This is a genomic window from Flavobacterium sp. 28YEA47A, assembly GCF_041262125.1.
In the GTDB taxonomy this organism is placed as follows: domain Bacteria; phylum Bacteroidota; class Bacteroidia; order Flavobacteriales; family Flavobacteriaceae; genus Flavobacterium.
The window spans coordinates 1-12,304 of sequence record NZ_JBGCCI010000005.1 but is presented as its reverse complement, the minus strand read 5'-3'; the positions used below and the strand labels follow the sequence as shown (position 1 = coordinate 12,304).

The 12,304-nt window shown below is 36.0% G+C and carries 12 protein-coding genes; 4 read left to right on the top strand and 8 right to left on the bottom strand.

Annotation, left to right across the window (positions count from 1 at the left end; translation table 11 throughout):
- Window positions 1-137 precede the first annotated feature (137 nt).
- The 7 genes from ABH942_RS08235 to ABH942_RS08205 all read right to left on the bottom strand — a co-directional run bounded on the left by ABH942_RS08235 (window position 138) and on the right by ABH942_RS08205 (window position 9,139).
- Complete coding sequence (locus ABH942_RS08235) at window positions 138-1,463, bottom strand: nucleoside permease (RefSeq protein ID WP_370030929.1); 1,326 nt, start codon at window positions 1,461-1,463, stop codon at window positions 138-140.
- A gap of 68 nt (window positions 1,464-1,531) precedes the next feature.
- On the bottom strand, window positions 1,532-2,227 hold the full coding sequence (gene cmk, locus ABH942_RS08230; RefSeq protein ID WP_370030927.1) for a (d)CMP kinase: 696 nt from the start codon (window positions 2,225-2,227) through the stop codon (window positions 1,532-1,534).
- Between the two features lie 6 nt (window positions 2,228-2,233).
- On the bottom strand, window positions 2,234-3,253 hold the full coding sequence (gene porQ, locus ABH942_RS08225; protein WP_370030925.1) for a type IX secretion system protein PorQ: 1,020 nt from the start codon (window positions 3,251-3,253) through the stop codon (window positions 2,234-2,236).
- A 142-nt stretch (window positions 3,254-3,395) separates the two neighbouring features.
- Window positions 3,396-5,846, bottom strand: a complete 2,451-nt coding sequence (gene lon / locus ABH942_RS08220; protein WP_370030923.1) for an endopeptidase La — start codon at window positions 5,844-5,846, stop codon at window positions 3,396-3,398.
- A gap of 189 nt (window positions 5,847-6,035) precedes the next feature.
- Window positions 6,036-6,863: a DUF6252 family protein gene (locus ABH942_RS08215; RefSeq protein ID WP_370030921.1), complete on the bottom strand. Its 828-nt coding sequence runs from the start codon at window positions 6,861-6,863 to the stop codon at window positions 6,036-6,038.
- Window positions 6,864-6,936: 73 nt separating this feature from the next.
- Complete coding sequence (locus ABH942_RS08210; RefSeq protein ID WP_370030919.1) at window positions 6,937-8,238, bottom strand: MFS transporter; 1,302 nt, start codon at window positions 8,236-8,238, stop codon at window positions 6,937-6,939.
- Between the two features lie 82 nt (window positions 8,239-8,320).
- A complete protein-coding gene (locus ABH942_RS08205) occupies window positions 8,321-9,139 on the bottom strand; it encodes a M48 family metallopeptidase (RefSeq protein ID WP_370030917.1) in 819 nt (272 codons plus the stop codon).
- Between the two features lie 259 nt (window positions 9,140-9,398).
- Here ABH942_RS08205 and ABH942_RS08200 point away from each other — a divergent pair, with 259 nt between their 5' ends.
- From ABH942_RS08200 to nth, 4 genes are read left to right on the top strand one after another with little or no spacing between them, the layout of a single operon-like run.
- Window positions 9,399-10,259 (top strand): alpha/beta fold hydrolase, encoded by an 861-nt coding sequence (locus ABH942_RS08200; protein WP_370030915.1) that lies wholly within the window; start codon window positions 9,399-9,401, stop codon window positions 10,257-10,259.
- Between the two features lie 5 nt (window positions 10,260-10,264).
- The gene (msrB, locus tag ABH942_RS08195; protein ID WP_370030913.1) at window positions 10,265-10,753 is read left to right on the top strand and encodes a peptide-methionine (R)-S-oxide reductase MsrB; all 489 of its coding nucleotides are present in this window, start codon (window positions 10,265-10,267) and stop codon (window positions 10,751-10,753) included.
- A 4-nt stretch (window positions 10,754-10,757) separates the two neighbouring features.
- Window positions 10,758-11,150, top strand: a complete 393-nt coding sequence (msrB, locus tag ABH942_RS08190) for a peptide-methionine (R)-S-oxide reductase MsrB (protein ID WP_370030911.1) — start codon at window positions 10,758-10,760, stop codon at window positions 11,148-11,150.
- A 1-nt stretch (window position 11,151) separates the two neighbouring features.
- Entirely contained in the window at window positions 11,152-11,802 is a 651-nt protein-coding gene (gene nth / locus ABH942_RS08185) for an endonuclease III (RefSeq protein WP_370030909.1), read from the top strand.
- A gap of 10 nt (window positions 11,803-11,812) precedes the next feature.
- On the opposite strand, the gene ABH942_RS08180 is transcribed toward nth, so the two are convergent.
- Window positions 11,813-12,109 (bottom strand): hypothetical protein, encoded by a 297-nt coding sequence (locus ABH942_RS08180; protein ID WP_370030907.1) that lies wholly within the window; start codon window positions 12,107-12,109, stop codon window positions 11,813-11,815.
- Window positions 12,110-12,304: the final 195 nt, after the last annotated feature.

The window sequence follows — 12,304 nt, the reverse complement described above, 5'->3', positions numbered from 1 at the left end:
TAATCTGCCAAATAATTTCAGAACGAAGCTTTTATCTTAAATATTTACAAATCAAAACATAAGATATGCCCGCTGTTTACCATCCCAACATTCCATAACAAAAAAAGAGCTTCAAATTTGAAGCTCTTTTTTTGTTTTTAATGTGAAATATTTTCGACGTCTTCCGGTTTGTGTTTGTGTTTAAACATTACCGCAAATGCAATAGAAATCACCAGCGCATATACGGCAAATGAAAGCCAGATGCTATGCCAGTCTTTTGTATCTCCGTGGGTAAAATATTTGTCAATAGCATAGCCACTGATAACGCTTCCAAGATAGGCTCCTACACCATTTGTCATCATCATAAACAATCCTTGCGCACTGGCGCGTATTTTAGAATCGGTTGTTGTTTCAACAAATAAGGAACCTGATATATTAAAGAAGTCAAATGCCATTCCGTAAACGATACATGAAAGAATGATCATCCAAAGGCCTTGCACCGGATCACCATAAGCGAAAAGTCCAAAACGGAGTACCCAGGCTATCATAGAAAACAGCATTACCTGTTTGATTCCAAAACGTTTTAAAAAGAAAGGAATTGCCAGAATAAACAAGGTTTCAGAAACCTGTGAGATTGACATGATTATTGTTGAATATTCAACGACGAATGAATCCTTATATTCAGGAATTTTAGCAAAATCGTTTAAAAAGGCATCACCATACATGTTGGTAAGCTGTAATGCACCTCCTAAAAACATAGAAAACACAAAAAACAACGCCATCTTATATGAACTGAACAATTTGAAAGCATTCAATCCTAATTGCTCCACAAAACTGGCATCTTCTGCAATTGATTTCTGTGGCGGACATTTTGGCAATGTAAATGAATAGATTCCCAACAAAATAGCTACAAAAGCAGCAATATAGAACTGGTTGGCATAAATAGGATTTCCTGATACGGAAGACATTGCATTACCAATACTCAATCCTAAGTCTTTAAAGATATTAGGTGGAGTTGGCGAACTAAAAATATTTGTAATCCACATTGCCACGATGAAGCCGATGGTTCCCCAAACACGAATTGGAGGAAAAACCTTTACTACATCATATTTATTGTTCTTTAATATAGTATAAGCAATAGAATTGGAAAGCGAAATGGTTGGCATATAGCAAATCATTGCTCCAAAAATAACGTAGAATAAAATAGAAGGGTCGTTAACTTCAGGAACATATAAAAGGATAATACCATATAATATGTGGAGAATTCCGTAAAGTTTTTCAGCGTTGAGCCATTTATCGGCTATAATTCCGGTTAGTGCCGGCATAAATAAAGAAGAAAGACCTAAAGTTGAAAATATGGCACCAAATTCTGCACCTGTCCAGCCTTTTGCATTAAAACAATATGTTCCAATCGTGATCAGCCAAGCTCCCCAAACAAAAAACTGGAGAAAGCTCATCAATGTTAACCTAAATTTTATTCCCATAAAAAAGTTTGTATGTTGAAAATATAACAGCCCGTAAATCTACTATTAAAAATGAGATAAACAAAAAATTACAACGTTTTAGCTACAGTATTTACCAATCCTAAAACTTTGTCAAACTGTTCTTGTATAGAAAGGTGTGAATTGTCTATTTCTATGGCATCATCTGCTTTTACTAAAGGTGAGTCCTCTCTATGGGTATCAATATAATCGCGTTCCTGGACATTTTTTAGCACTTCTTCATACGTCACATCCTGTCCTTTTTGGAGCAATTCATCATAACGTCTTTTGGCTCTGGTTTCAGGACTGGCTGTCATAAACAATTTCAGTTCTGCATCTGTAAAAACAACAGTTCCTATATCTCTCCCGTCCATTACGATGCCTTTGTTTTTTCCCATATTCTGCTGCTGTTCTACCAACTTAGCACGTACTTCAGAGATTTCTGCAATTCGGCTTACAAAATTGGATACTTCAAGCGTCCTGATTTCAGTCTCTACATTTTTTTCATTGAGAAAAATTTCTGCATAGCCCAAATCGGGATTAAAAAGAAACTGGAGGCTTATTTTTGGTAGCTTTTCTATAAGTGCTTTTTTGTCAAATTGAGTGTCTGAAATAAAATCATGTTGCATAGCATATAATGTCACAGCACGATACATCGCTCCCGTATCGACATAGATATAGCCTAAGTGTTTGGCCAATTGTTTTGCCAGCGTACTTTTTCCCGTAGACGAAAAGCCATCAATGGCAATAGTAATTTTTTTATCCAAAATAATTTATTGAAGGTTAATCATTAATCCGAAAAGACTGGTGCTTGCTGCCGCAGTATATCTGGAATAGGAATAGTCAAATCTGATCTTATTGAATCGCAATCCAAAACCAGCTGATAATCCTGAAAAATTTCGCTGTTCCACGATACGCAATTCCTCAGCTCTTCTAAAATTATATCCCAAACGGATGGAAAAACTTTTTTCCGGAAAAAGCTCAGCTCCAAAGATCACGTGTCGCAAAGCATTATTGAAAAAACCAACTTTTTCTTCTTTGCTACCACCATCTAACGAGCCTTCTGACCTGTTGGGATTAGAAAAACCAATGTTCCACTGCTGAAGGTTTTCCAAAGTCAAATGCCAACGAATTGGCACATTTTCTAATTCCTGGGAAATTCCGGCTATAATTTCCATTGGCAATTTTTCATTTGTATCCTGATAAGGCTTTATCTGGACACCCACGTTTCGTATTGCTAATCCGATATTGATATCATTATCTTCATCAACATACAAAGCTCCCAAATCCATAGCTGCTCCAAAAGAGCTGTAGCTTTCTAAGGTTGATGATATTAATTTTGCATTAGCACCTATAAAAATATCTGTCCAAGGCACATTATAGGCATATCCAAAAGAAAGTGCAATTTCGCTTCCGGTAAAATCCGCTGCTTTTTGTCCGTTTTCGTCATATCCTTCAAAACTTCCGTAGTTGACATAATTTACTCCGACATGAAAAGTCTGGACATGGCGATCATAGGTATAGGCATAAGCTGCCGTTCCATAGGTTACTTCTCCAAAATAGCTGCCATAATTTACCGAAAGATGGTTGTCCATTTCCGGATTGATAGTTGCCGGATTAAAGAATCCCTGATTGACATCATAATCATAAATGGTTACAGCCTTTCCTCCTAGTGCTGCCTGCCTTGGCGAAGTCATCAGATTTAGAAACTGGTAAACATATTTACCACCAATCTGGCTGAAAGCTTCAGCACAAAACAGCAATAAAAAAACAATAAGCAGCTTCTTAAACATCTAGGGATTTTCCTTATTTTCTGAATATATAACGCAGATGCGAAGATATTATTTTTTAAAGCAAAAGATAAAACAGAAAAGGCAAAAGTTGAAAATTAATTTCACTTTTGCCTTTATAATATGGGCTATGCGTATTTAAAGATTATAATACTTTAGCATTCTTAGCTTTTTGGTCTGTTATTGCTATTGCCAGAACCTCGCTCATTTCCTTCACATAATGGAAAGTAAGTCCTTCCAAATATTCCGGTTTGATTTCATCAATATCACGTTTATTCTCATGGCAAAGGATGATTTCTTTGATATTTGCTCTTTTGGCTGCCAATATTTTTTCTTTAATTCCTCCAACCGGCAATACTCTTCCACGAAGTGTTATTTCTCCAGTCATAGCAAGGCTTTTCTTTACCCTACGCTGTACAAAAGAGGATACCAAAGAAGTCAGCATCGCTACACCTGCACTTGGGCCATCTTTTGGAGTAGCTCCTTCCGGAACGTGAATATGTACATTGTAATTCGAAATTACGTCTGGCCCTATTCCTAAATGCTCCGCATTAGACTTGATATATTCCAACGCAATAGTAGCCGATTCTTTCATTACAGTTCCTAAATTTCCTGTCATGGTCAGGTTTCCTTTTCCTTTTGATAGAATTGATTCAATAAAAAGAATATCACCGCCAACACTTGTCCAGGCCAATCCGGTAACTACGCCTGCTACTTCATTATTTTCATACTTATCGCGTTCCATTCGGGCAGCGCCTAGTACTTTTACAATGTCTTCGTCCGTAACTTTTACGTTATGTTCTTCTTCCATTGCAATAGATTTTGCCGTATTTCTGACCATTTTTGCGATTTGTTTTTCCAAACCTCTAACGCCAGATTCCCTGGTATAGCCTACCACGATTTTTTCCAACTGTTTTTTACCAATAGTCAGGTCTTTTGTAGTCAGTCCGTGTTCTTTCAACTGTTTTGGCAATAAATGCTGTTTTGCTATTTCTACTTTTTCTTCAATAGTATAGCCAGTCATATTGATAACTTCCATCCTGTCTCTCAGAGCAGGTTGGATTGTTGACATATTATTAGAAGTAGCGATAAACATTACTCGAGAAAGGTCAAATCCCATTTCTAAGAAGTTATCATAGAAATCTGAGTTTTGTTCCGGATCCAGAACTTCCAGCAAAGCAGAAGATGGATCACCATTATTACTACTCGAAAGTTTATCGATTTCATCTAATACAAATACCGGGTTTGCCGTTTTTGCTTTTTTAAGACTTTGGATAATTCTTCCTGGCATGGCTCCGATATAGGTTTTTCTATGGCCTCGGATTTCAGCTTCATCACGCAATCCTCCTAAAGAGATCCTTACATATTCCCGGCCTAGCGCTTCAGCTACTGATTTTCCGATAGAGGTCTTACCAACTCCCGGTGGGCCATACAAGCACAAAATTGGAGATTTCATGTCTTTTCTTAACTTCAAGACAGCAAGATGTTCTATCATTCTTTTCTTAACATCTTCCAAACCAAAATGGTCTCTGTCTAATACTTTCTGAGCTCGTTTCAGATCAAAATTGTCCTGGGAATATTCATTCCAAGGCAATTCGAGATACAATTCGAGATAGTTTCGCTGTATACCGAAATCCGGAGATTGCGGATTCATGCGTTGCATTTTTGAAAGTTCTTTTTCGAAATGGTTCTTTGTTTTTTCGTTCCATTTCTTCTTTAGTCCTTTCTGGCGCATTTCGTCAATTTCTTCTTCCTGAGAAACACCACCCAATTCTTCCTGAATGGTTTTCATCTGCTGATGAAGGAAATATTCACGCTGCTGCTGATCCAGGTCAAAACGAACTTTGGATTGGATATCATTCTTTAATTCCAGCTTTTGCAACTCAACATTCATATAACGAAGTGTCGATAAGGCTCTTTCCTTCAAGTCATTAATTATCAACAAATCTTGTTTCTCTTTAACAGAAAGATTCATGTTTGAAGAAACAAAATTGATAAGGAAAGACTTGCTTTCAATGTTTTTGATAGCGAAAGTAGCTTCTGTCGGAATGTTTGGGCTTTCTTTGATAATCTGAATAGCCAAATCTTTTACCGATTCAATAATTGTAGCGAATTCAGCATCTTCATGATCAGGACGCTTTTCAGGAACTTCTTTGATTTTAGCTTTCAAATAAGGCTGTTCTGTCGTAACTGCATCAATTTCAAAACGTTTTTTTCCTTGCAGGATTACGGTCACATTGCCATCAGGCATTTTCAAGACACGCAGGATTCTGGCTACTGTTCCTATTTTATTGATGTCTTCCGGTGAAGGATCTTCGTCTTCCTCATTTATTTGAGAAACAACTCCAATTACCTTACCTCCGGCATTAGCATCATTGATTAATTTAATGGATTTATCACGTCCGGCAGTAATTGGAATTACAACACCGGGAAATAGCACCGTATTTCGTAATGGCAGAATCGGAAGTTCACCCGGTAACTGCTCATTGTTCATTTCTTCTTCGTCTTCAGGAGTTAAAAGTGGGATTAATTCTGAATCGTTGTCGAATTCTTGGAGTGACAGATTGTCAAGTGTGATTATTTTTTGATTTGGCATACTATATTTAAGTCATTTTGTCATTAAACAATTTTAGAGCAGATTTTACTTTGCACTAGTAAAAACAATATCTCTTTGAAAACCAATAGAGTACTATAACGAAAATACCATTGGCTTTTATATAAAATCAATCTTTATGCCATAAAAAAACCCGAATTCTCATCCGGGCTTTTTATAGTACTTGAAAAATTATTGTATCGTATAAGGAATATTGGTAAAAACTCCGTTTGTTATTTGCTTTCTATCAATAACTTCTTCTGTTACGCTGTCAAAAAGCACAATTTTACAATTAAATGTTCCTGAAACCTTTTTATTTACCATGTCTTCTGCTGTTATAGTTATATTACCAACAGGCTCCTCTTCTGCACCTACTTCTGGAACTCCCATATATACACTTAACGGGTCAGAAATATTTTTTACATAAGTAATGCCTCCGCGTGCCGGAAGTTCAAAGGAATTCATATTATCTGTGCCTTGAAATGTTAATGTCATAACTTTTGAACCCGTAATTGCCGTAATATTAAAATAAAAACTTCCAGGCAGTAATGACCCTTTAATTGCAGTTATATCCGTTGCTACAAAATCTTCTCCACCAATTCTCATACGCAAAGCTCTCCCTGTAGTACCTCCAGTGCTTGTCCCAACAGAAATTGGTCCAATCCAAGAGCTAACTTCACTTTCTGAACAATTTGAACGTATATAAAAATGATAGGTATTTGTTGGAACCAGGGCTGGGATAGTGACATTAGTAGTTTCAGAAAAAACTGAAGTTCCAGTTCCAATAGCAAATCCAGTTGGTCCGTATTGTACTTCCCATGAAGTTGCACCAGTACTTGTTGCCCAGCTTAGATTTACATTCGTTCCAATGAAATTGCTAGCTTGAAAAGAAGTAGGTGGAACACATCCCGGTTGCGGGTTAGGATCAATTGCGCTGTCTAATGGCTCATTATCACAGGATGTGAAATTAAAAACTGTGAAAATCAGCACAAAAGCAGCTAAAAATTTTAATTTGTTCATTCTATTTTTGTTAGGTTTTGTTAATTAGGTTTCCAAATATATATTTTTTATTTGAAACGTATAAAATATATTTTTATTCTTTCGATTCCGTTTTTGGAACTCTAAAAAGCAAAAGAACTCCAACGATAAAAAAGACCGCTAGAAAAACTATAGAATTTCTCATTGAGCCTGTTATCTGGTCAATCAGGCCATAAATACACATTCCTATTACAATACCAATCTTTTCGGCCACATCATAAAAACTAAAAAATGAAGTAGTGTCTTCGGTTTTTGGAAGAAATTTAGAATATGTTGATCGTGATAGTGCCTGTATTCCACCCATTACAAGACCTACAAAGCAGGCTGTTACATAAAAATGAATCGGTTCTGTAACAAAATAAGCACAAACACAGATTACCACCCAGATTGAATTGATAACAATTAAGGTTTTTATGTTTCCAAACTTATTAGATAGTTTTGCCGTGATGATTGCGCCAAGAACAGCTACCAATTGAATAACCAAAATACTAATAATCAAACCCTTGGTTTTTTCCTTTGTATCTGCCCAATTAATTTCTTGCTCCCCAAAGTAAGTTGCTACCAGCATTACAGTTTGTACAGCCATACTGTAAACAAAAAAAGCAGCCAAATATCTTGATAATGATAATTGCTTTAATAACTCATTTTTTACTTTCTTCAATTCTCTAAAGCCACTCAAAAGTATGTCTTTTGTAATCTTGTCTGCATTCTTATTCCCTTTTGGAAGATAATAAAAAGCATATTGGCTAAATAACAACCACCAAACTCCTGTAAGAGCGAAAGAAACCTTCATCATTTCAAGCGCTTCCATTCCTTCTTTACTTAAAATCAAATACAAACAAATAAGTAACAAGATAACACTGCCAATGTATCCCATGGAATAGCCTTTTGCACTTAGTCCGTCCTGTTGTTCTGTAAAAGCAATATCCGGCAAGTAGGAATTATAAAAAACCAAACTTCCCCAAAATCCTATAAGTCCGAAAAAGAAACAAGTTATACCAAAATATATATTCTCTACCGTAAACCAGTACATTCCAACGCAAGAGGCAGCTCCTAAAAAACAGAAAAATTGTAAAAATCGTTTTTTATTGCCTACAAAATCAGCTATACCAGAAAGAAATGGAGAAATGAAAGCCACAACTAAAAACGCGAAAGCAGTAACAAAACTTATTAATGCCGTCGCCTTGAAATCGTATCCTAAAAACTGTACATCGGAAGCTTCTCTTGGAAAAAGAAATCCAAAATACAAAGGAAAAATTGCGGAAGATATCACAAGAGGATATACTGAGTTTGCCCAATCATAAAACGCCCAGGCGTTCATTAATTTCTTACTTCCCTTAGGTAAAGGTGTTTGCATAAGTTCGTTTTTAGGTATAAAAAAAGCTGTTCATTAGAACAGCTTCGAAGATATTATTTTTTTATCTAATCCAGATTATCTTTTATTTAAATGTCACGCCGTATTTTGCAGCTTCTGCTTTTGCCTGTGGAATCAACGCTTTCAGGTTTGCAATTCTTGTTGCATTGGACGGGTGCGTACTCATAAATTCCGGTGGTGCATTGCCTCCTGAATTGGCAGCCATTCTTTCCCAAAAAGCAACTGACTGGTCAGGATTGTAACCTGCAATTGCCATTAATGTCAGACCTACTTTATCTGCTTCGCTTTCATGGCTTCGGCTAAAAGGCAAAGTAACACCATATTGGGTACCTACTCCATACGCCTGCATGGCTATTTTCTGAATGGATTCGCTTTGGTTTCCAACAGCAGCTCCAACACCAACACTTCCCAGTTGTTGTAATACATCAGCACTCATTCTTTGCTGTCCGTGATTTAGCAAGGCGTGAGCTACTTCGTGTCCCATAACTACAGCCATACCCGTTTCGTCTTTTGTAATTGGAAGGATTCCGGTATAAAAAACAATCTTTCCTCCCGGCATACACCAAGCATTTACTTCTTTGCTTTCTACCAATTTATATTCCCATTGGTAATCTTTCAAATAACCCTTATAACCATTAGCATTCAAATACTTTTCGGCTGCATTTTTAATTTTTGTTCCAACGGTTACCACTCTTTGCGCATCAGCAGTTCCGGTTACTACTTTATTTTCCTTTAGAAAAGTACTATACTGCTGAAAAGCTGACGGTAAAATCTGCGAATCAGGAACCAGTGCCAATGTGCTTTTTCCGGTAAATGGATTGGTCGCACAGGAATAAACAATACCAAATATTGCAATCGGTATTAACAGATATCTTCTTTTCATGAGAACTATTTTTGATTGGTTATTACTCAAATTTACTAATTTACTTTGATACTTAATTTTTTAGAAATCTTTATTTATTGTTAAAATGTTAACAATCTTTATGCCACGTCTTGTTTTTTTTAAACAGCCAAACCAGACATCAAAGCAACCAATTGATTTAGAAATGATTCGGGTTTCCCTATTTCAACCTGTGAATATCTTTTATATTTAATTTATGATTCCTAAATTTATTAAACTTTAACTTGCATAAAAATTGGTTATGTCTGAAAATCCGAAAACGCACCAGCAATCGCTTAAAATACCGAAATCTATACTTATAGCTGCCAAAATAACCGAAGCTATTTCACCCAAACTGGCAATGAAATTTGCGGCAAAACTTTTTACATCACCTATAAAATATAAATTGCCAAAACGAGAAATCGGGATGGACCAAAATTCACTTCAGCAAAACGTATTCATTCCAAACCTAGACAAAGAAATTGTCGTATATAATTATGGTGCAAGCGATAAAAAAATATTACTTGTTCACGGTTGGTCCGGCAGAGGCACTCAATTGGTTAAAATTGCTGATGAAATGTTGAAATTAGGCTATTCTACCGTAAGTTTTGATGCACCGGCACATGGAAAATCAGCAGGAAAAACCAGCAATATGACTGAATTTATTGCCAGTATATTGGAATTAGAAAAAAAATTCGGACCATTTGAATTTGCTATTGGACATTCATTGGGAGGTATGTCAATTCTTAATGCTATAAAAAGAGGATTAAAAGTAAAAAAAGCGGTGATTATTGGAAGCGGTGATGTTGTAGAAGATATTATGGACGATTTTATTGAAAAATTAGGACTGAATATTGCTATAAGTAAAAAAATGAAGGCCAGTTTTGAGAAGAAAATTAATGAGCCTATGGATAATTTTTCTGCCTATAAAGCTGCCAAAGAAGTAGCGATTCCGGTTTTGGTCATTCATGATAAAGATGATGATGATGTACCAGTTAAAGCTGCTTACCATATTCAGGAAAATTTAAAACATAACGAATTACTCATCACAGAAGGCCTTGGTCACCGGAAAATATTAGGTGATGCTAAAGTCATAAAAAAAATTGTAGAATTTCTAAATTAAAACCCATGAAACATTATATTGTATTATTGGTTTCGCTTTTTGCTTTTATATCCTGTCAAAGTCAGGAAAAAAAAGAAATATCGAAGAAAGAAACAGCAGGACAAGTTCAAAAAACCGATGCAGAATGGAAAAAAGAACTGACGCCTGAACAATATGAAGTGCTTCGGAAAAAAGGAACCGAAAGAGCCTTTACCGGAGAATATTACAATCATTTTGAAAAAGGCAAATATGTCTGTGCAGCATGCGGAAATGTCATTTTTAATTCGAGTGCCAAATTCCATTCTGATTGTGGCTGGCCTTCTTTCGACCAGGCAATCAAAGGTTCTGTAATCTATAAGGAAGATACCAGTTTTGGTATGGTCAGAACGGAAGTGATATGTGCAAAATGCGGCGGACATCTTGGGCATGTTTTTGATGATGGCCCTTCAGAAACTACCGGCAAACGCTTCTGTACTAATTCTGTTGCCATAAAATTTGTACCTGATAAAAAATGATACTATGAAATATCCAGTAAATAAAACCGAAGAAGAATGGAAAACCGAATTAGGTTCCGAACGTTATAAAATTTTACGCCAAAAAGGAACTGAATTTCCCCATTCCGGAAAATACAACTTATTTTTTGAAAAAGGAACCTATTGTTGTGGTGCTTGTGGTGAACCTTTATTCGAAAGCAGCTCTAAATTTGATTCCCATTGCGGCTGGCCATCCTTTGATGAAGCATTGCCTGGAAAAATTGAATATGTCAGAGATACTACACATGGAATGTTACGTACTGAAATTCTATGTTCAAATTGTGGCGGTCATTTAGGCCATGTCTTTGATGATGGACCAACTGAAACAGGGCAGCGTTATTGTGTCAATTCTTTATCTGTAGACTTTAAAGAAAAGTAATATGGATCTATTTAATGAGTCTACTGATTGGGCTACGGCTCTCAAGCCATTAATTGCGAAATATAAAAACAAACAACATCCATTAGATTATAAAAATCTATATCAATTGTTGGTTATGGTTGTCTTATCTGCACAAGACAGTGATGCACATATCAATAAAATTGCTCCCAATTTATTCAAAGCTTTTCCAAACATGAAATCTTTGGCTGAAACTGATGAGAAATCGTTGCTACCTTATATTGAAGAAGTACGTTTTCATGGTAATAAAATCAAATGGCTTCTTGAAATTGCAGATACCATAAAACAGGATAAAAATATTCCTGTTACTATGAAGGAATTGACAGCTTTAAAAGGTATTGGCAGAAAATCCGCTAATGTAATTATGAGAGAAGCCGGAGTTCCTGCTGAAGGTATAATGGTTGATTTGCATGTAGTTAGAGTAGCTCCGAGACTTGGAATTGCTAAGGGAAAAGAAGCTGACAAAATTGAGAAAGAAATGATGGAAATAGTACCACGATCAATGTGGTCAGAAGTTGGTATGGCAATATCTTTCCTGGGAAGGGAAACTTGCAGGCCATCCAATCCAAAACACAGCGAATGCATAATGAATTCTGTATGTGAGTTTTACAAAAACAAAAAATCCGGTAGTTAACCGGATTTTTTTATAATATCTTAATTAATTCGCCTGAAGCAGTAAATAATGCAGTTATAGAAGCATTATCCTTTTTTAAAACCAGCTTATATTCTCCATCAGGAGCCACTGCTGCTTCAACTATCTGGTAATCACCATATTTTGCTTTTATATTTATTATGGCTTCCTTCTTCACTTCTTCCGGAGCGATCTTTTTATATTCTTTCTCCTGAATAAATGAATCATTTTTTAAGGCTTTCACACTCTCAAAAGAAGCGAATATACCTAAACTCAAGAATAATATCGATAAATAAAGTAACTTTTTCATAGCATTTGGTTTTATGTTACTACATAAAGTTACCTTATTCTGGATTAGTGTAAAAGAATTTTAAAAAAACTTTATCATTCCATACATTTAAATTATCTCCAAAACAAAAAAGGGTTCCCTATGGGAACCCTTTTCAAAGGAAGGCGGCGACATACTCTCCCACAGGATTGCAGTACCATCTGCGCAGGCGGGCTT

Excerpts from the sequence above, each read along its gene's own strand:
- lon (WP_370030923.1), bottom strand. The coding sequence starts at position 5,846 with ATGCCAAATCAAAAAATAATCACACTTGACAATCTGTCACTCCAAGAA.
- nth (WP_370030909.1), top strand. The coding sequence starts at position 11,152 with ATGGATCTATTTAATGAGTCTACTGATTGGGCTACGGCTCTCAAGCCA.
- ABH942_RS08180 (WP_370030907.1), bottom strand. The coding sequence starts at position 12,109 with ATGAAAAAGTTACTTTATTTATCGATATTATTCTTGAGTTTAGGTATA.
- msrB (WP_370030911.1), top strand. The coding sequence starts at position 10,758 with ATGAAATATCCAGTAAATAAAACCGAAGAAGAATGGAAAACCGAATTA.
- msrB (WP_370030913.1), top strand. The coding sequence starts at position 10,265 with ATGAAACATTATATTGTATTATTGGTTTCGCTTTTTGCTTTTATATCC.
- ABH942_RS08235 (WP_370030929.1), bottom strand. The coding sequence starts at position 1,463 with ATGGGAATAAAATTTAGGTTAACATTGATGAGCTTTCTCCAGTTTTTT.
- ABH942_RS08200 (WP_370030915.1), top strand. The coding sequence starts at position 9,399 with ATGTCTGAAAATCCGAAAACGCACCAGCAATCGCTTAAAATACCGAAA.
- ABH942_RS08215 (WP_370030921.1), bottom strand. The coding sequence starts at position 6,863 with ATGAACAAATTAAAATTTTTAGCTGCTTTTGTGCTGATTTTCACAGTT.
- ABH942_RS08205 (WP_370030917.1), bottom strand. The coding sequence starts at position 9,139 with ATGAAAAGAAGATATCTGTTAATACCGATTGCAATATTTGGTATTGTT.
- ABH942_RS08210 (WP_370030919.1), bottom strand. The coding sequence starts at position 8,238 with ATGCAAACACCTTTACCTAAGGGAAGTAAGAAATTAATGAACGCCTGG.
- porQ (WP_370030925.1), bottom strand. The coding sequence starts at position 3,253 with ATGTTTAAGAAGCTGCTTATTGTTTTTTTATTGCTGTTTTGTGCTGAA.